This window comes from Dyadobacter sp. CY323, assembly GCF_021390245.1.
In the GTDB taxonomy this organism is placed as follows: Bacteria; Bacteroidota; Bacteroidia; order Cytophagales; family Spirosomataceae; genus Dyadobacter.
The window spans coordinates 751,712-772,080 of the sequence record NZ_JAJUXH010000001.1 but is presented as its reverse complement, the minus strand read 5'-3'; the positions used below and the strand labels follow the sequence as shown (position 1 = coordinate 772,080).

13 protein-coding genes are annotated in these 20,369 nt (G+C 48.3%); 5 read left to right on the top strand and 8 right to left on the bottom strand.

Annotated elements, in window-relative coordinates:
• Nucleotides 1-4 precede the first annotated feature (4 nt).
• The 3 genes from LZG72_RS03305 to LZG72_RS03295 all read right to left on the bottom strand — a co-directional run bounded on the left by LZG72_RS03305 (nt 5) and on the right by LZG72_RS03295 (nt 6,724).
• On the bottom strand, nt 5-1,444 hold the full coding sequence (locus tag LZG72_RS03305) for a RagB/SusD family nutrient uptake outer membrane protein (protein WP_233867457.1): 1,440 nt from the start codon (nt 1,442-1,444) through the stop codon (nt 5-7).
• Nucleotides 1,445-1,479: 35 nt separating this feature from the next.
• The gene (locus LZG72_RS03300) at nt 1,480-4,800 is read right to left on the bottom strand and encodes a TonB-dependent receptor (RefSeq protein WP_233867455.1); all 3,321 of its coding nucleotides are present in this window, start codon (nt 4,798-4,800) and stop codon (nt 1,480-1,482) included.
• Between the two features lie 793 nt (nt 4,801-5,593).
• Nucleotides 5,594-6,724, bottom strand: a complete 1,131-nt coding sequence (locus LZG72_RS03295; protein WP_233867453.1) for a FecR family protein — start codon at nt 6,722-6,724, stop codon at nt 5,594-5,596.
• Between the two features lie 158 nt (nt 6,725-6,882).
• On the opposite strand from LZG72_RS03295, the gene LZG72_RS03290 reads away from it, so the two are divergent.
• From LZG72_RS03290 to LZG72_RS03280, 3 genes are all read left to right on the top strand, one after another.
• Nucleotides 6,883-9,858, top strand: a complete 2,976-nt coding sequence (locus LZG72_RS03290) for an ATP-binding protein (protein ID WP_233867451.1) — start codon at nt 6,883-6,885, stop codon at nt 9,856-9,858.
• A 131-nt stretch (nt 9,859-9,989) separates the two neighbouring features.
• On the top strand, nt 9,990-13,247 hold the full coding sequence (locus LZG72_RS03285) for a SusC/RagA family TonB-linked outer membrane protein (protein ID WP_233867448.1): 3,258 nt from the start codon (nt 9,990-9,992) through the stop codon (nt 13,245-13,247).
• A 38-nt stretch (nt 13,248-13,285) separates the two neighbouring features.
• Nucleotides 13,286-14,734 (top strand): SusD/RagB family nutrient-binding outer membrane lipoprotein, encoded by a 1,449-nt coding sequence (locus LZG72_RS03280; protein ID WP_233867445.1) that lies wholly within the window; start codon nt 13,286-13,288, stop codon nt 14,732-14,734.
• 374 nt (nt 14,735-15,108) lie between these two features.
• Here LZG72_RS03280 and LZG72_RS03275 read toward each other — a convergent pair whose 3' ends face one another.
• A complete protein-coding gene (locus tag LZG72_RS03275) occupies nt 15,109-15,861 on the bottom strand; it encodes an alpha/beta fold hydrolase (RefSeq protein WP_233867442.1) in 753 nt (250 codons plus the stop codon).
• A gap of 120 nt (nt 15,862-15,981) precedes the next feature.
• On the opposite strand from LZG72_RS03275, the gene LZG72_RS03270 reads away from it, so the two are divergent.
• Both LZG72_RS03270 and LZG72_RS03265 read left to right on the top strand, forming a co-directional pair.
• Nucleotides 15,982-16,323: a helix-turn-helix domain-containing protein gene (locus LZG72_RS03270; protein WP_233867439.1), complete on the top strand. Its 342-nt coding sequence runs from the start codon at nt 15,982-15,984 to the stop codon at nt 16,321-16,323.
• Between the two features lie 157 nt (nt 16,324-16,480).
• Nucleotides 16,481-16,735: a GlsB/YeaQ/YmgE family stress response membrane protein gene (locus tag LZG72_RS03265; RefSeq protein ID WP_233867437.1), complete on the top strand. Its 255-nt coding sequence runs from the start codon at nt 16,481-16,483 to the stop codon at nt 16,733-16,735.
• A gap of 42 nt (nt 16,736-16,777) precedes the next feature.
• On the opposite strand, the gene LZG72_RS03260 is transcribed toward LZG72_RS03265, so the two are convergent.
• From LZG72_RS03260 to LZG72_RS03245, 4 genes are all read right to left on the bottom strand, one after another.
• Entirely contained in the window at nt 16,778-17,059 is a 282-nt protein-coding gene (locus LZG72_RS03260; RefSeq protein WP_233867435.1) for a hypothetical protein, read from the bottom strand.
• A gap of 115 nt (nt 17,060-17,174) precedes the next feature.
• Nucleotides 17,175-18,002 carry a class II fructose-bisphosphate aldolase gene (locus LZG72_RS03255; RefSeq protein WP_233867433.1) on the bottom strand — a complete coding sequence of 276 codons (828 nt, stop codon included), beginning with the start codon at nt 18,000-18,002 and terminating at the stop codon, nt 17,175-17,177.
• Nucleotides 17,999-18,952: a carbohydrate kinase family protein gene (locus LZG72_RS03250; RefSeq protein ID WP_233867431.1), complete on the bottom strand. Its 954-nt coding sequence runs from the start codon at nt 18,950-18,952 to the stop codon at nt 17,999-18,001. The genes LZG72_RS03255 and LZG72_RS03250 overlap by 4 nt, the downstream gene beginning before the upstream one ends.
• 73 nt (nt 18,953-19,025) lie before the next feature.
• On the bottom strand, nt 19,026-20,180 hold the full coding sequence (locus LZG72_RS03245) for an SIS domain-containing protein (RefSeq protein ID WP_233867429.1): 1,155 nt from the start codon (nt 20,178-20,180) through the stop codon (nt 19,026-19,028).
• Nucleotides 20,181-20,369 lie beyond the last annotated feature (189 nt).

Here is a 20,369-nt window from a genome sequence, read left to right as displayed (position 1 = left end):
CCTGTTAATAGCCAGGATTTTGATCCGTTGGTTTTATCGCTTTGTTGTACAAAAGCTCGGAGTTAGGAATTGGCCAAAGCATGTGTTTTTCAGCGATGACAATCTTTTTCACTTCAAGAATCCGTTGTTTCGCAATGCCAAGTCTTTTCAGATCGTTCCAGCGCTTTCCTTCATACATGGTTTCATATCCTCGTTCCTCAACCACCTTGTCGATAAAGGCGGTAAGGTTAGGAAAATCAGTCAGTTTAAAGTCAATCGCAGAAGGCGTTTTGGAAGGAAGTCCGTATCCGCGGCGGTGTACTTTATTGAGGCTTTCAAGGGCATCCGCAGTAGGTGCGTTGGCGGCACGCGCATCCGCTTCGGCATGGAATAACAAAAGGTCCGCATAGCGATACCAGGGGTAGTCGTTCCCCGCACCGGCGGTTGCGGCCGGATCGCGGTATTTCCGGAACAAGCATGAGCTGGCACCCAGACCAATATCCACATTGTACAGGATATGTGCTTTGCGCAGGTCTTTATTATCCCATTTTTTAATGACAGAATTGCTGGTGGAATCGGTGTACTGCGCATACACACCGCCTGGTCCGTAATAGTTGTATGGACCGATTTTACGGTGCGCATAACTTACCAGTCCAAAACCCTGCTGACGTGAATATTTGAAGTAAAAAATCTCCTCCGTGGTGTTGACCACTTCCGGTCCGTAAATCTTCTGAAAGTCTTCCGATGTACTTACCTCCACCAACGAGTACTTATTCGCATCAATAACTTCTTTGGCTTTTGTCCTGGACGACGCCCAGTTTGCCTGATACATATAAATCTCTGAAAGCAAAGTCTTCGCAGCCCACTTGGTTGGCCGGCCGATTTCAGCAGGCGCATCGGGAAGTCCGCTTTCGGCTTCAAGTGCGTCGCTCAAAATGAGCTTATATACGTCCTCAACACTTGATCGGGGCACATCGGCGACGGTCATATTCTCCTCCGTTCTAATCGGGAGGGCAGCCCAGTTGCGTACCATTGCAAAGTAGAGCAGCGACCGTAAATATTTGGCTTCCGCTACAAACGCCGTCTTTTCTGCGGGGCTGGTGCTGGTACCTTTCGGTACGTTCGCGATTACCAGGTTCGCATTCCGGATCGACTGATAGAAGTTGTCCCAGATCACACCGACGCGGTTGATATTGGTATTATCGAGTCCCTGATAAAGACTAACCGGTGTCTGCGTACCACGCGAGTTACCGTAATCAGCCAATCCTTCCAACTGAGCCGGGTAATTTGTGGCAAGTCCATTATCACTTCTCATCGGGCCATAAATAGCGTTTACGGCAGCCTTGGCTTCTGCGGCGGTGTTGTAGAAATTTTCGGAGGCCAGCGATTTCGGTTCTTCTTCAAGCAAATCCGAGCACCCCATTAATGCGATTGCCAAAAACAATCCTGAGAATATCTTATTCATAATTTAAATGTCTTTAATCAATGTGATTACTAACTTCACAATCCAACCCTGAGTCCAACCGTAACGGTTTTTGCGACAGGATAAACGTAATGGTCCACACCTTGCACTACCGAATTGCCGCTGCCATAAGAATTCACCTCCGGATCGTACCATGAATATTTCGTGAACGTAATCAGGTTTTGACCACTCACATAGATCTGAGCATTTCTCATCCATTTGATATGCAAACTCGAAACCGGCAGATTGTAGCTCAGCTGGATATTTTTGAAACGCATGTAGGAACCGTCTTCCACAAAGCGATCCGACATTTGCGCCTGAGAGGAAGTTTTCACGACCGGATACTTCGCATTGGTGTTGGTAGGCGACCAGTGGTTCAGATAAATATCACGCGTCATGTTCAGGGCCTGGCCAAAGTCATAGTTCTGGCCCTGCGAGCTCAGGTTGAAGATATCGTTACCCTCAGATCCCTGAATAAATACGGTCAGATCGAAATTCTTATAAGACATCGACGAGTTCAGGCCGTAGGTAAATTTAGGATTAGGGTTTCCGATGATCCTTTTATCTCCCGCATCCCGGCTGCCGCTATTGTTGAAATCTTCGTAAGCGATCAAACCTTTTTCGTCATATCCTTTCTCTACATATCCGTAAAAAGAACCCAGCGGATATCCTTCTCTGAGGATGTTCACGTTGTCACTCACGGCAGCCCCGATGGCAGAACCAAGAATGTCGTTGCCCCCATACAGTTTCACAACCTTGTTTTTATTGATCGATATATTACCGCCAACGTTCCATTTAAATGCACCTTCCAGAACAGCAGCATTTACACCAAACTCAAAACCCTTGTTCTGGATTTTACCGACATTTTGAATCGTGAATAGATATCCGAGCGAAGATGGCAGCGAAACGTTGTTCAGCAGGTCCCGGGTATTTTTAATGTAATAATCGGCAGTGAACGTGAAGCGGTTATTGTAGATACCAAAGTCCAGCCCGATATCCGACTGCGCCGTCGTCTCCCATTTCAACGGGCCGGCAAGTCTTGTTCCAGGCGCGTAGTAGGTGTTTAAAGCATCACCGAATACAACCTGTCCGGATGCAAGCTGGTTTAAAGTAAAATATGGGTTGATAGAAGTATTACCCGTTTCCCCATATCCGGCCCTGATTTTCAGGTCAGAAATAAATGAGATGTTCTTAATGAAATCCTCTTCCGACAATCTCCACGCCAGCGCAGCCGATGGGAAATAGCCCCATTTCTGACCTTCGCTATACCGCGACGAGCCATCCGCCCTGAAACTCACCGTTGCCAGTATCTTGCTGTTAAAGGTATAGTTGATCCGTGCCAGATAGGAGAGTAAAGACCATTTCTGATACGAGGAAGAAGGAACTCCCTGCGTAGCTGCGGCACCGATATCGTACGTTCCCTGATTATCGCTGATGAAACCGCTGCCTGATGTCCTGAACGTAGTCTGAACATAATCCTGATAAGTAAAACCTGCCACTGCCGACACACTGTGCTTACCAAAATCCTTTAAGTAACTGACCGTATTTTCACTCAAAAAGTTACTGGTCTGTGCGGTACCAATGCTTGCCGAGCCTTTTGAATTCACAAATTTGGTCGTTGTATAACCATCTTCTTTATCATCTGTATTCTCAATACCGGCCATGGTTTTAATCAGCAAACCTTTTATCGGCTCATAGGTTACAGCTGCATTGGTCAGGATTTTGTTGGAACGGATCTTGTCCGACAACTGATACAGGTAGTTCAATGGGTTTGTGATCACATTCGACCCCCAGGAATATGCCTCAGCCAGACGCGAGTAGCTGCCGTCCGCAAGAGTTGGTGCGATTGTTGGATACCCGGACAACATCGCTGACATCAGCGAGCCGCCACGGTTGCCTTTTTCTGAGTTTTTCCGGTCCGAGTCAATGCGGCTCATGATTGCGCTCAGATCAAATTTGAATTTTTTGCCAATGTCCGAGCTCAGATTAAGACGCAGTGCATTGCGCACATAGTTGCTTCCGATGACGATACCATCCTGGTTGAAATTGCTCGCAGCTACCGAAAAACGTGTTTTATCATTTCCGCCGCTCACGGTCAACGAGTGATTTTGCACAGGAGCTTTGTGAAAAACAAGGTCCTGCCAATCTGTTCCTTTTCCAAAACCTTTGATCTGATCTGCCGTAAAATGCGCGGGCAAACCGTCATTGGCAGCCTGTTCGTTGTAGAAATTGGCGTACTCGGTAGCGTCCATCAGCTCGATTTTCTTACGGATGGTCTGGATACCGAAATATCCGTCATAGTCCACATTAACCTGCCCGGACTTGCCTTTTTTAGTGCTGATCAACACCACGCCATTGGCACCTCTGGATCCATAAATGGCCGTTGCCGACGCATCTTTCAAAACCTCAATGGATTCAATATCCGCATTGTTCAGCAACGTTGGATTTCCTGAGTATGGGAACCCGTCAACCACATATAAAGGCTCATTACTTCCCTGAATGGAGTTTGTTCCCCTGACACGAACGCTAATGGGGCTCCCCGGCGCTCCTGTGTTTTGCGAAACGTACACACCAGCGGCCCGGCCAGCCAGAGACTGAATAAGGTTCGTGGCCGGATAAGCATTAATGTCTGCCGCTTTAATGGATGCAACCGATCCGGTGAGGTCACTTTTTTTAACCTGACCATAACCGATCACTACAATTTCCTGTAAAGACTTGTCTTCAAGAGCCATATTTACCACAAGCGCCGTCTGACTTCCCAGCACGACTTCCTGCGATTTATAGCCCACGAAGCTAAAAACGAGTACCGCATTAGCAGCAGAAGCATCGGGCAGATCCAGTTGAAAATCGCCTTCCCCGGAGGTCGTAGTGCCGACTTGTGTACCTCTAAGTACCACACTCACACCAGGAAGCCCCTGGCCCGACTCATCAAGTACCTTCCCCGAAATGTTCTTCTTCGGCGCTTCACCGGCAGGAGCGTTAACATCCGGCAAACCTTCCTGCCTTCTCAGGATTATGATTTTACCGGAAACTTCATATTCAAGGCCGAGAGGGGTCAGGATCTCGTCCAGTACTTCAACAAGCGGCTTTTCCTTTGCCGAAACACTTATCTTTCTGGTCGATTTTATCAGCTTCGAGCTGAAAACGAAACGCACGTCCATTTGCTTTTCGACCTGGCTCAGTACCTTTTTTACTTCACTTCCATAAGCTGAAATGGAAATTTTTTGACTGAGCAGAGATTGTGCGTTTCCTTCACGTGCATAACTGCTCCCGATGGCAAAGAGAGCAAACATGAGTTGGGTAGCTGTTATTCGCATAGTCCATAGTAATACCCTCTGGTATTGTAGCGGTTTTTTCATACGTTTGACTGTTTTGTTAAGTTCTAAAAAATTTTGCAAAACGAACCCCGCCTCCGTCTGGAGGAGCAACTGATGACAATCTTTCTGGGGCTAATTCCAGAGCCGGTAATGCGGGAACATTGCCGGCTCTTCTTTCTTTCTGGTAGTTATTTTTTTTCGATATAGAAGAGGGTTTAAGGGTTGGCAATTTTTTTTTAGCTGTTAGCTTTTAGCCGTTAGCTATTAGCTTCTTTGTTCTCATTGATAACTTCTCTGTGTACTCGAAAATCTTTCTTTACCTGAACAGCTTTTAGCTTATGGCTAATAGCTAACTGCTGATAGCTAACAGCTTCTTTGTTCTCATTGATAACTTCTCTGTGTACTCGATAATCTTTCTTTACCTGAACAGCTTTTAGCTTATGGCTAATAGCTAACTGCTGATAGCTAACAGCTTCTTTGTTCTCATTGATAACTTCTCTGTGTACTCGAAAATTTTTTTTTAGCTGTTAGCTTTTAGCCGTTAGCTATTAGCTTCTTTGTTCTCATTGATAACTTCTCTGTGTACTCGAAAATTTTTTTTTAGCTGTTAGCTTTTAGCCGTTAGCTAACAGCTTCTTTGTTCTCATTGATAACTTCTCTTTTACTCGAAAATCTTTCTTTACCTGAACAGCTTTTAGCTTATGGCTAATAGCTAACTGCTGATAGCTAACAGCTTCTTTGTTCTCATTGATAACTTCTCTGTGTACTCGAAAATCTTTCTTTACCTGAACAGCTTATGGCTAATAGCTAACTGCTGATAGCTAACAGCTAAAAATCAATTCCGACATCCTTCACTATGAATAACGATCTGTCCGTCAAGTACTTCGTATGTTGCTTCCACAGCTTTACAGATAATCATGAGTTTTTCATTCAGAGGTTGCTCATCCAGCGTGGCTGTTAACGGGCAGTCTTTCAGCAGTTCTGCATCGTATACGATATCCACTCCGTATGCTGCTTCTATGGCTCCGAAAACTTCACTTACCGGAGTGTCTTCAAATGAAAACTGAGGTATCTGATCTTTTGGTAAAATAATTTCCGGCTTCTCCACCAGCGTCTTCACCATGCGCACTTCGTCGCGTTTGAAGATCATTTTTTGATTCGGAGAAAGCACCAATCCTTCCAGACGATTGTTGCCCGCCTTTTCAGCTGCATCAGGATCTGATTTCGCGAACACCGAAACCCGGCCTGACTTCACTTCCACGGTAACTTCCCTGGAAGATTCAAATGCTTTTATGGTAAAACTCGTACCCAACACCTTGGTTACCAACTCATTGGCATATACAAAAAATGGACGGTCAGGATTTTTGGCTACGTCGAAAAATGCCTCGCCCACCAGAAATACCTCCCGTGTATCGCCCAGAAAATTCTTGTCATACTGAATGTAACTCCCGGGCGTCAGCACGACCTTGCTATCGTCCGCAAGCTCTACCAACATCGGCTCCTTGGTCTCATTTATTTTCTTGATAAAGCTGGTCTTCGGTTCGTGGAAGGCCTCTGTTACTATGGAAGTATCCTGCTGTTTTCCATTATGCAAATAGGTTTTGGACAACAGTCCCGCCACGAGCAGTATGGACACCGACGCCGCGATCCTGAACCAAGCCGTTTTAAGGAGCGGCATGCGCGGTTTGTCGATAGATTTAATGCGTTGCGATAGTGGTTGGTTCAGCTTTGAAACGGTTTTCGCTACCAATGCACTGATCTCAGCGTCGGCAAGCTGGTTTTCCCTGACTTTCAGCGAAAGAACAATTTCCCTGGCCTGGCCTGCCTTTTCATTAAAAGCTGCATTTTGCTGCGACCAGTCTGTCCACGCGGCTTCGGATTCACGCGTAGGCGATAACACCCATTGCCTGAAATAAGCGTCCCAGACCAGGTCTTCAACTGCAAAATGATTGTATTTATCCATCATATATTTGTGCGTCTATGATACGATAGACCAAAACAAGGTCCGGATACCAGTTTATATTCATTTATTTTCAAAAAAAATTTCGGATCCACTTTTCAGGACCATTATGGTGCAGAGACACAGCTACTTGGTTTTTTGGCGGTCAATCAGTAAGTTGTAAAATGAATGAGTCGTCCCGGCCTGTAATCATCGCGTCAAGCACTATTTTCAGGAAACATCTCGTCAAACTCACGTTCCTTTTCTGCTTCACCTCCTGCTGGCAAACCTGGGCCCAGTCTTCCATTGTCCACTTATCGGCCGACAGCCTGGTTGGCATGACCAACTCTTTGTCTTTACAGCAATACGCCTGGAAGTTCCGGTCCGGTGATCGTCCCGAATGGTCGTCAACCGGATTTCAGGATAGTGAATGGGCTGGGATAAGAAGCGTTTTCGGACGAGAGTCGTTACCAAAAACCTGGAATGGGATCGGATGGTTTCGGATATCACTGGTTGCCGATTCCACCCTGAATGGACAAACGCTGGCGTTCCGGATCAACCACGACGGCGCGTCGGAGATTTATATCGATGGAATTAAAAAAGGCGGCTACGGCAGAATCGGATTGAATGCAAAAGAGACCGTCGCCGAACGTGCGCCGGGGCTGCTGATCCCGTTCGATGTGTATACCGGGGACACAGTATTTATTGCGATCCGATACGCAAATTATGCACCACCATTTCCGGATTTTGTTGGGTTTGAGTCCTATGTCGGCAATTACCGGACCTTGTCGGCCACTTTGAGATCAGCCTCCTACACCAGCCGTAACCAGATGATCAGTTTCGGAGCGTTATCGGCATTTGCAGTACTGCATTTGCTTTTATTCATATTTTATCCAAAAGAAAAAGTAAACCTGTACTACGCGCTGTTCGTCGCCTCCGCAGCCGGGACTCTGGTATTCCGTTACCTATATTCCGAAACGTCCGTACCCGATCTCCAACTGCTCGGGTCGATCGGCTTTACCATTTCCAAGACCCTGGCGACCATTTTTGGCGGTTTGCTGCTCTACAAAATCGCGAATGCCAAAATTTCAGGAGTACGACTTGCCCTCGTCCTGATCCCCGGGTGTTTTTATCTGTTCTACTACTGTTTCTTTCCATTCTCCAGATCAAACAGCTTTTTCGACCTTTATTTTCTTGTGCTGATCAGCGACGGTCTATGGCTGTTGTGGAAGGAATTCCGGGCGGGGAGAAAGGGCGTCTGGCTTATCTGGACGGGAATGTTTATTACGGCTCTGTTTTTCTTTTTTGTTGGTACCGATGTGTTCCATATCTGGGTGAACAGGAACGGCGAAGCCGATGCGCTCATGGCGATCGGACTACTGGCAATGCCTTTGTGTTTTTCAATTTTCCTCGCGCTTGATTTTGCACGGACCAATAAGGACCTGAGCCTGAGGTTGATTGAAATAGAAAAACTTTCGTCAGAAAACCTTCGGGCTGAAAAGGATAAGCGGCAACTGATTGAAAGGCAAGCCGAGAATCTGGAAAAAACGGTGAAGGAAAGAACAGCTGAAGTACAATATCAGGCGGATAAACTGAGGGAGCTGGACACATTTAAATCCAGGTTTTTTATCAACCTGACGCATGAATTCCGGACGCCATTAACCTTGATCCTGGGTCCGGCGGAGCGGCTGTTTAATCAAAATAAAGATCCTAAAACGCGGAGTGACACGAACCTGATAATCAAGAGTGCAAAACGACTTTTGAAGATGATCAACGAACTGCTGGACCTGAGCAAGCTGGAAGCCGGAAAAATAGAAGTAAACAGCTCACCCCAGGAACTGATCGGTTTGATCCGGAACATCTGTAATTCCTTTGATACGCTGGCGATTGGAAAGCAGATAACGCTTCAATTTTCAACGAACATAGATAAATGCGCCGCAAACGTGGATCGCCCCAAGTTTGAAAACATTTTTTATAACCTGGTATCCAATGCATTCAAATTCACTCCCACCGGCGGCACCATTTCGGTGGATGCAGCTTTGTTTAATGCACACAACGAAAGTCTGCTCCACGTGCAGGTGAGGGATACAGGAATAGGTATCTCTCCGAAGAAACTGCCGTTGATTTTCGACCGGTTTTTCCAGGCGGATTCATCCGATAGTCGTCCGCAGGAAGGCACGGGAATTGGCCTGGCCCTCACAAAAGAGCTAATAGAGCTACTGAATGGATCGATTCAGGTAGAAAGTGAAGAAGGCGCCGGCACAACGGTCAGCGTTAAACTTCCAGTCGAAATGCTGCCTGACCAGCAGCTGGCTGAACCAGCGATAATTCCTGTCCCGGCTGATCCGGTGCAATGGGAAATGAAGGAAACCGGAATCCCGTTTTTGCAGTCGGCTGACTCAAACCTCGTTCTGATCATCGAGGACAATGCCGATCTGAGATCGTTTATCCGCTCGTCTTTGTCCGGAAATTACCGCATTATGGAGGCGGAAAATGGGGAGGAAGGCATTACGCTGGCATTGGAAAACATTCCCGACCTGATCATCACCGACCTGATGATGCCGGGAAAAGACGGTTACCAGGTTTGTGCGGCGATTAAAAGCAATGAAAAGACAAGTCACATTCCGGTTATTATCCTGACTGCCAAAGTCGATGTCGCCAGCCGGATTACGGGTTTGCAGACCGGCGCAGACGCATACCTGCGCAAGCCTTTTTACGAACCGGAGCTGATCGCGCAGATCGAAAATCTCATCGGCATGCGCCAGGCCCTGCGGCAGTCTTTGCGCGAAAAATACAGTAGCGATAACTCCTGGCTGGCTCAGACAGAAGAGCTGCCGTCGATGGAACAGGCTTTCCTGGGCAAAGTACGCCTTGCATTGGAAGCACATTTGTCCGATGAAACATACAGTGCAGAGCTACTGGCAAGTGACGTGGGCCTGAGCAGAACGCAGTTTCACCGAAAATTAAAAGCATTGATCAACCAAACTCCGGGAGATCTCATCCGTACCGTGCGAATGGATAAAGCAAAGGAACTGCTCCAAAAAAATGCGGGCACCGTTGCAGAAGTCGGCTATATGGTGGGTTATGGCAACCCAGCAAATTTTTCGACCAGCTTCGCGCGCCATTTCGGTTTCCCGCCGAGTGAAGTACTGAAAAAATAGGATTTTACTTCTTAGAACACCTCGCCTATCCTGCCCCCTCCGTCTATCTTCCGGTTTTAGGTAAGTAATCTACATAGGCTTTCAGGCTTTATTAATTATTTAATTTCCTAACCTAAAAACCAATACCTATTATGCGAATTATACGGAGTTGTTTACTTACCCTGGCCGGGCTTGCATTTGTTGCGGCATCGGTTCAGGCTCAATCCCGGCAGGTGTCCGGAAAAGTCGTCGATGAGGCGAATGCTGCAGTTCCCGGGGCAAGTGTGCTCGTGAAGGGTACCACGTCCGGGACCAATACCAACACGGAGGGTATTTTTACCATCAGCCTGCCAGAAGGAAATCAAAAACTGACCGTTTCCTCCATTGGTTTTCAAACCATCGATGTGGACGTTCCGCGCTCGATGTCGGAAGTGACGGTACGCCTGGCGCCTGATGTAAAAAGTCTGGGAGAAGTGGTGGTGACCGCATTGGGTGTTCAGCAGAGTACCCGGAATGTCGGCTATGCCATTCAGCAGATCGGCGGCGGCAGTATTCAGGAAGCGCGCGAGGTGAACTACATCAATGCGTTGCAAGGAAAACTGGCCGGTGTGCAGATCGGCGGCAACAGCGGTTCCATGGGAGGATCGTCCAAGGTTACCATTCGCGGGTTGAAATCCATTTCGGGTAACAACAATGCATTATTCATTGTGGACGGTGTGCCCATGGCTAACATGAACATGAACGCATATGGCGTAACAGGCGGCCAGGGAACCGGTGGCGGCGGTTTCGACTACGGAAACCCTGCCCAGCTGATCAACCCAAATGATGTTGAAAATATATCGGTACTGAAAGGTGCAGCTGCCACCGCGCTCTATGGAAGCCGGGGGCAAAACGGGGTTATTTACATTACTACCAAAACCGGAAAAGGATCGGGGAACTTGTCATTGAACTATGATTTTAACATTCAAATGGACCAGGTTTCGTATCTGCCCAAGTTCCAGAATTCTTATGGCGGCGGCGGGAGTTCTTCATTTACCAAATTGTATATCAATCAAAACCCAGGCGGTTTCCTGCCGGGCGGTGGCACTTACGACGATAATGATGGCAAAGGCAGATACGATCTGATCCCGGATTACGGAACAGACGAATCGTGGGGGCCGAAGCTGGACGGGACGCTGGTGCGCCATTACTGGTCGTGGGACCAGGACCGCAACAATCCCAATTTTGGGAAAGCGGCACCTTGGAGCCCGCAGCCCGATAATGCAAAGGATTTTTTCAAAACAGGGGTTACTTTTTCCAACAACCTTTCTGTTGCCAGCAGCAGCGACAAAGGCTCCATCCGCTTTTCGGTCGGGCAGACCAAACAAAACTTCATTTACCCGGGCAGTGAGCTGAAACGTTTCTTCATGAGTCTGAACACGACTTACAAGTTCACGGAAAAATTCACTTTCAGCGGCGGGATCAACTACGTCAACGATCACTCCAAAGGCAGACCGGGGACGGGCTTCATGGGTAACAACCCGATGCTGTTTTATGTCATGTACGGCCAGCGCCAGATTGACGATGCATATCTCAAAAATTACAAATATGCAGACGGTACCGAGCAGTCGTGGAACCGTACGGCGTGGAATATTCAAAAGCCGGCTTTCAGCCAAAACCCTTACTGGAACCAGTACGAAAACTACAATACCGATAACAATAACCGGTATTTTGGTAACGCAGGCCTGACATACAAGCTCGCCGACTGGCTGTCCGCCGATGTGCGCGTATTTTCGGATTACTTCGATCACCTGGACGAAGTACGGGGAGCGAAAGGGTTTTTCGTGGGCAGCTACGCCAAAAGGGCATTGCGTAACAACGAGAACAACTACCAGGCAACGCTCAACATGAATAAAAACCTGAGCGACAAGTTTAGTCTGGAAGCAGTGGCTGGGGGGAACATCCTGAGCATTAAGTCCAGTATTGAATCGGGTACCACCAACGGCGGACTGCAAACCCCGCTCGTATATGTGCTGCAAAACTCGGTGACACCTGCAACCGTATCGACCACATATGGTAACAAGCAGATCAATTCCTTATTCGGGTCGGTTACATTAGGTTACAACAAATACCTGTACCTCACCGCCACCGGACGTAATGACTGGGCATCGACATTGAAACAAACCGGTAACTTTTCCTACTTCTATCCGTCGATTGCGGGATCTTTCATATTCTCCGATGTAATCCGGAAAACTTCATGGCTGACCCTCGGCAAAGCCCGTTTATCGTATGCGCAGGTGGGTAATGATGCAGATCCCTATTCAGTATCCAGATATTACGATATCGTAACCCAGTTCGGTGCATTCCCGCTACAAAGCACGCCCGACAGGCTGCACAACAGTCGTCTCAAACCCGAGCTTTCGTCAGAGGTCGAGGGAGGTGTTGATTTCAAATTCTTCAATGAAGTGTTGGGACTTAATTTCACCTACTACGACCGCCGCACCGAAAACCAGATCTGGAATGTGCAGATCCCGGCAGAGAGCGGTTTTTCAACCAAAATCGTAAATGGTGGAACGGTCCAGAATAAGGGTATCGAGCTCTCTTTGAACATCATGCCCATTATGACCAAAAATTTCAGCTGGCGGGTATCCCTTAACTTTTCAAAAAACAACAACAAAGTACTCAACCTGAACAGCTCCGACGAAAGCATCCAGGGCATTGAGCGGTTTGTGATTGGTACTGAAAGACGGACCAACCGGGTTTCGATGGTGGCCCAAAAAGGAATGTCACTCGGGACCATGCTGGGTACCGACTATGTGTATGACGCAAAAGGGAACAAAGTGGTCGGCGCGAACGGGACCTACAACGTTACGCCTACCCCGGTGGTTATTGGCGATGCCAACCCGGATTTTATCGGAGGTCTCAACAATACATTTAGTTACAAAAGCCTGTATCTGGCGGCGCTGGTTGACTTTCAGAAAGGCGGTGACTTTTTCTCCTATACCAATCTGTATGGTAATAAATCGGGTATGTTTGAAGAGACGGCTCTGCCTGGAATTCGCGAAAACGGACTGGTTAACCCCGGTGTAAAAGAAGACGGCAGCCCGAACGACATCGTGGTAGCTGCACGCACGCATTTCAACTCCGACGGAGGAAACCGGATCAGCAAAGCCAACCTGTACGACGGCAGCTTCATTTATTTGCGCGAAGTGAGGATCGGCTGGCAACTTCCGGATGCTTTGGCGAAAAAAATCAAAATGCAGGCATTACGCTTCACACTGACCGGCCGCAATCTGTGGCTGATTAAAAGCAATGCACCCAACGTAGACCCGGCGAACATCACCAACTCGATCGGCAACCAAATCGGTTTCGAGGGAGGCGCATTACCGCCGGTCCGGAGCTACGGGGCCAATCTGAACTTTACTTTCTGATCGATTTTTCGAAGAACTCATTTTAAATATTTCTGAATATGAAATTGAAAATCATTATCCTGCTGACGGCATGCATGTTCGTGCTCCCGGGATGCGATAACTTTGATACACTGAACAGTGATCCCGCCCGGTCGGGTGAAACCCAGCCCGAATTTTTAATGGCCAATGCGCAAAAGCGGGCCTCGGACCTGCTTTATGATACTTACTTCAACGGCCGGGTCGGGATGCAGCTTTCGCAGTATTGGACAGGAACTGACAAAACCGGAGAAAGCAGGTATTTGTTTACCAATGACGGGCTCTGGAACGGCATGTATGCCGGGCCGCTGATGGATTTGCAGGAGATCAAAAACTATTTCGAAAGACATCCGCAGGAAAGCAGCCAACACATGCTGGCCGCTACGGAGATCATGAAAGCATGGCTCTTCCACATTCTGACCGACGTTTATGTGGACATTCCATACTCACAGGCGCTGAAAGGAGATGTGACGGTCCAGCCGGTTTACGATAAAGGAAAAGATGTGTATACCGCATTGCTGGCCTCACTTAAAACCCAGGTCGATATACTGGCCGGTCCAACCGCCGGGGCGATCCGCGGGGATGTGATTGCTAATGGAAGTGCTGCACAATGGATCCGGATCGGCAATGCGCTCCGGATGCGGATAGCAATGCGAATGGCCGATGCACAGCCCGCCGAAGCGAAAGCGGTGATTGAAGACGCTGTTAAAAACACATTTACCGCCACCAGCCAGGATGCTTATTTTCCATATAATACGGCAGCAGCAACCAACCGTTTTCCATACAACGACGTAGACCGCCCGCTGGTTGAGTTTGCGGTTACCTCTACGCTGATAGATTATTTGAAAGAAACAAGTGATCCCCGGCTGCCGGTATATGCACGTCCCGACGAAACGAATGGCAAATTTGTGGGAAAACCTTATGGTACTGAGGCAAATACTCCAACGATGATCGGCTTATCAAAACCGGGTGTGCTGGCTTACAGTGGTTCTGCGCGAGGCAATATGATCACCTATGCGGAAGTTGCGTTCATCAAAGCCGAAGCAGCAGCCCGCGGCATGAATGTCGGTGCCGCCACCGCCGAGCAACTGTATACCGAGGCCGTGACTGCTTCTATGACACAATGGGGAATTACCGATGCCAAAGCCATTGCAACCTATCTGACGGGCGTACCTTACAAGGCCGCAAACTGGAAAAATGTGATCGGGACACAGAAGTGGCTGGCATTATACATGCAGGGCATACAAGGTTGGATGGAAAGGCTCCGGCTGGACATCAAAAAGCCAAATGGAGATCCGCTTTTCATCGCCCCGGCGTCGGGAAGTCTGGATCAGGATGTGAAAGACGGGGTGGTCAAACGCCTGAAATATCCAAGCGCAAGCCGCGCGTCCAATGCAGTAAACAGCGAACAAGCAGCCAAAAGCATCGGCGGCGATTCGCAGGCCACGAAGAATTGGTGGGATGTGAATTGATGGCGGGCCACGTGAGTGTTGCCGTAATTAAAGGAGGACACATTGAGTGGGCAAGAAGCTCCGGGAGAACTCCCTGTTTCTTAAAAATTCCCTTAAACACAATAAACGCGGCTCCGGCGTAGCCTCCTGTTTCTAGAAAGTGTAATTGATCAAAAAAAACGCGGGCTCCAGCGGAGCCTCCTGAAATCTAGCGGATAGTCAGGAGGCCCCGCTGGGGCCCTTTTTGGTGTTACGCCTTGCTAGAAACAGGGAGCCGCTCTGCGGCTGAAACGCACCTCGCTCCCTGGCCGGACTTGCAATTTCGCTCTGCGGCTGAAACGCACTTTCGCTCCGTAGCCGGACTTGCACTTTCGCTCCGCGGCTAAAAAGCCCGCCTACCTCCCAATCGTTACCTCTTGCAGCTTCTTAACCAAATTCTCCGGCTGCTCCCGCATGGAATAATGGCCGCCTTCGAACTTATAGATCTTCCAGTTTCTTTCGCGGGCTTTGTCCAGGCCCATTTGATTGTTCAGGGGATTGCTTTCGCCGTTTTTTGTCATGACGATGAATGCTGTCGGGATTTTTTTAGCGAGTGGGTTACTGATTTTTAGTGGCTCGGTGTAGGTTTTTAAAGGTTGCGGGACATCGCCGGGTGGTGTCGAGCCGAGTGTTCCGAACGGGTACAGTACCAGGCTGTCTTTGACAAAAGGCGCCATCATTCCGTCCCATAATACGCCGCAAACGTCGCGGGCACTTTCACCGTCGTCTGGTACCATCGCATCCAGGAAAATGAGCTGACTGATCCTCTCGGGAACTTGCTCGGCCACACCCGAAATCACCATTCCGCCGAAACTATGCCCCACCAGAATGACGTTTTGCAGGTTTTCGTATTTGATCACATTCACAATGTCGGTAATGTAGGTGGTCAGGTTAACGTTCGCATTCGACAGATGAACCCTTTCCCCAAGGCCCGTCAGCGTAGGCCGGTATACGATGTCGCCTTTCGCCCGCAACGCGGTATCCACCTGTGCATAGTCCCATCCACCCGACCATGCACCGTGTACCAACAGAAAAGTACGTGGTTTGTGCGCCTGCCCGAAGCCGACAATATTCAACAGCATTGCCGCGATAAAAAAGTATTTGTTCATGATTTCCTTCATAAATGGTTTAATAATGGGGCAAATCTACCTACATTCACTTACCAGAATATAGTTGTTACCTGTCGGTAAGTAGTTACCGACAGGTAAGTAACATCAAGAAATCAGATCATGAAAAGTACAGAGCCGGCGTGCCAGTATGAGCTCAAAGCAGCCCGGGATGCCATGGAGGTGATCCAGGGGAAATGGCGAATTCCCATCATTATTTCACTCAGCTACGGCACGAAACGCTTTGGCGAGATCCACCGGGATATTCCCGATATATCCCCAAAAATGCTGTCTCAGGAATTGAAAGCCCTGGAAGAAAACAAGCTCATTACCCGCACGCTTCACGACAGCATGCCAGTCACGGTCGAGTATGCATTGACGACGCTCGGTATGTCGTCGCGTGACCTCCTGAACGAATTGCGCAACTGGGGCAAGCATTTCAGGAACGAGATTGTGGGGCAGTAGCATTCGGGCAGGTAATAAGCGGTAACGAATCCCGAAAAACAAACAAGACACTCTCGAACCGTCACCAAAATTATCCGGACCGATTATCAGGCATCGTCCGCAGCAGGCATGGATTTTGTTATTATAAATTCCATTAAAGAAACTTAAACTATTTCTAATGGGAATTATCACTTGGATCCTGGTAGGCCTGATCGCAGGCGCAATCGCAAAAGCAATTCACCCCGGTAAAGATCCCGGTGGTTTTATCGTCACCATATTAATCGGTATTGTGGGTGCAATAATAGGTGGCTGGATATCCTCGATGCTCGGTTATGGAACCGTCGATGGCTTCAATATCGGAAGTCTTTTTATTGCCGTGCTAGGAGCAGTTATCCTTCTGTTTATTTATAGAAAAGTGAGTACCAGATCTTAGAAATCATTTTCTATCTCCCATTTCCGAAACCGGGCTATCTTTTCAGGTGCCCGGTTTTTCATTTATAGACTCTATCAACTTCCGGTATTTGTCCACCTGGCTTTCGAAATTTCTGATACCTGTCTCGTAAATGAATTTCAACGATTCAAGATCATCCACATCCTTTTCATAATCGTCCGGGGCCTGCACATCCCGGTCCAGCTCCGAAAGCAATGTCAATAATTTCTCCATCGATCCGGTGTTCTCTTTTGCGCGGTATGTGTACCAGTCGAGAAGCTTCTGGTAATTCGCTTTTAATGCATTTTCCTTCGTGATTCGAGCCATGTGGTTTATGACGGGGCGTGCCCGATTAGTATCTCTTTTTGCCAGACAAATCTACCAATCTACAGTTACCAATTCACCATTTACATGATTTTAATGCAGCCTGGCCCGGGACATTCTACTCCGCCGCGTTCTCCACCATTTCCAGTTTGGTTTTGACGAGTTCCGTAATTTTAACGGTGGCTTTTGGGAATACTTTCCGTAGGTCAATATCCTGATTATCTGTGAGCTCGGCTTTCAGGGAAGCCATAAATATGTTTTTAATTTCAGTTGCCAGGTTCACTTTGCAGATCCCGTTGGAAATGGCCCGCTTTACCTGTGTATGTGGTACGCCCGAGCTTCCGTGTAAAACAAGGGTTGCCGGGGTCTTTTCGGCGATGCTTCGCAAAAGATCAATATCCAGCCGCGGTTCTTGTTTATAAAACCCGTGCGCCGTGCCGATTGCCACAGCCAGGGCATCCACGCCCGTCGCATCCACGAAAGCAGCCGCCTCGTCGGGCTGCGTGAAGCCCGTGCCATTGTGCGACTGACCCAGTTTGGCAACATATCCCAGCTCGGCTTCCACATGCGCATCGTACCGTTTGGCGAGCTCCACCACTTCCCGGGTAAGGCTCACATTCTGCTCAAAAGGAAGTTCGCTGCCATCGATCATCACCGAATCGAAACCGGCGTCGAGACAGCGCTGCACCAGCTCTACCGATCCACCATGGTCCAGGTGGATCCAGCCCTCCACGCCAAATTCTTCCAGTCCGTTGCGGCCCAGGTTCACAGCCGTTTTGAGGCCCATGTAGTCAATCGAGCTTTGGGTAAGTTGCAGGATAACCGGCTGTTTCAGGTCGGCCGCCGCCTGCAGTACACCGTGGAGGGTTTCCAGATCGTAGTAATTTGTAGCCAGTAAGCCTTTTTTAAGCTGTGTTAATTCGCGTAGTTTTTCTTTCAGTTTCATGACAAGCTTAATTCTATTCCCCAAAACTCTTTTATATTTTCACTGATTTTGTGGTGGCTACAAAATGCACCGGTACCGCCCGCAGCCGTGGTGTTCAGGCTACCCATCAGGTTGCCTTCCCTCAGGCATTCTTCCAAGGAGGCGCCTGCCATATATTTCCGGATAAACCCCGCATTGAATGAATCGCCCGCCCCTATCGCATCCACAAAATGCGGCCCGTCAAATGCAGGCACCGCTATCTGTTGCTCGCCGCAAATGCCCAAACTTCCGTTTCTCCCCATTTTCAGGGCGATGGTGTTCATATATGGACGTATTTTTTCAATGCCGCTGCTGATCGTATCGGTTCTGGTAAGTGCCCGCAATTCCGATTCGTTGGGCATGAACACATCCACATATGGGAGGCACCGGGCATAGTCGAACGCCCATTGCTCGGTAGGGTCCCATTGCAGGTCCAGAGACGTGGTCATTCCAGCCGCCCGGGCATTTTCGAAAATCTGTACGATGTCATTTTGAAGACCTTTTTGGAGAAATACACTCGACACGTGTAAATGCCGGTAACCTGCATTATTTTCAAAAGGTATATCGCTGAGCGTCAAAGCATTCATAGCGCCCTGATAGGTAACATTGGCACGATCTTGTCCGTAGTTCAAGATAAGGGTGCAACCTGTTTTTTCACCATTAAGCCTTTTTACATGGCCGCAGCTGACTGATTTCCGTTCCAGCTCGCGCAGGATAAAATCACCGAAATAGTCCTTCCCCACGACGCCACAGAAACTCGTATCCACTCCCATTGCTGCACTGTTGGCCGCCATAATAGCCGAAGAGCTGCCGAGGCACATATCCATTTCGTCTGCGATCGTCTCTTTGCCAACCTGGGGAAAAGCCTGTATTTTATTTATAATAAGGTCGACATTCAATTCACCTACGACCAGTAATTTTGGGGTTACCATATTTTTAATCTTAAATATTCATTTCTTCCGGCTCACGTCAAAAGAAACGGAAACGAGTAAACGCTCCATCCTGTCACAGGGGTTTTTCCTGATAAATATTCACGCCCTGTACCACCCTGCTGATCGATCCGAACATCGACGGACTGTCTGGATTGATGCCCAGATGCACCGCGCTGAAATAGCCCAGCAACTGCCCGACAAGCGTAACCGGGATCGTTTGGTATTGATTTTCCGGGTCAATGCTCAGTTCGAGCGTAGTGCAATTTGGCAATGCCAGCCCGTCTACACCCCCGATTTGCAGCGAGTCGATCTCCCGCACATCACGTGCAATGTCTTCCGCCAGATCGCGCTCGTACCGCATCATGTGCGGCGTTCTTGAAAACAGGTATACCATCAGCGTATTCTCATTAACGATGGCCATCGGTCCGTGCCTGAACCCCAAAAACGAATCCGACACGCACACCCGTTTTCCATCTGTCAGTTCCAGAAGTTTCAGATGGCATTCCCTGGCAATCCCGAGTAATTCCCCGGAGCCTAAAAAAACCACCCGCTCAAAACCTTTCAGTACCAGGTTTTCGAGCAGGGATTGTTTGCGCAAAATCAAGTTTCCCTGTTCAATAATGCCTTGCACCTTCGCAAATTCCTCTTCCAGAGAATCGACATTTGCTACCAGCAGCGCAGTCAGTAACATGCATGTAAAACTGCTGGTCATCGCCAGGCTTTTGTCATTGGTAGCCTCAGGCAGGACAATGCGGTATATTTTGTCCGGAGCGGCTACGTCCATATTCGCCAGCGCGCCTGCGCTGTTGCAGGTAATGATCAGATGATAAACCTCATCGCAGAAAGCATCCGCTAACTTCACCGTCTCCACGCTTTCCGGGCTGTTTCCGGACCGGGCAAACGAGATCAGCAGCGTAGGCATCGACCGGACAAAAACAGATCCCGGCTGGGTGACGATCTCCGTCGTTGGCACAGCCTGAACCGGCCTGCCCCATACTTTCTGCAGCGTCCCTTGTGCCGAATCACCGATATAGCCCGAGGTACCCGCGCCTGTCAGTAAAACTCTCAGATTGTTCTTTTGCAAAACCGGTTTCAGAAACCGGGCAATCCCTGCACTTTCCTTTTTGACTAAGTGATATACCTCCTGCCAGAGCTCGGGTTGCGAATGGATTTCCCTCCGGGTGTGCGCTTTCCCACTTTCAAGCTCACTCATTCCATTTTTATGCATTTCTTTCGCGGAATTTGAAAACGATGACTTTTAAATACTTTCCAATGAAGTATTATGACATTTCAAATTAAACATCATAAAACGAAAGTAAAAAACATTTTTAAATCTTTCTTTTAATTTATTTATTCTTACTTCTATCTTGCGAACGATATATTGACGTACTTTTAGTTGCACACAAGATTTGTCCGA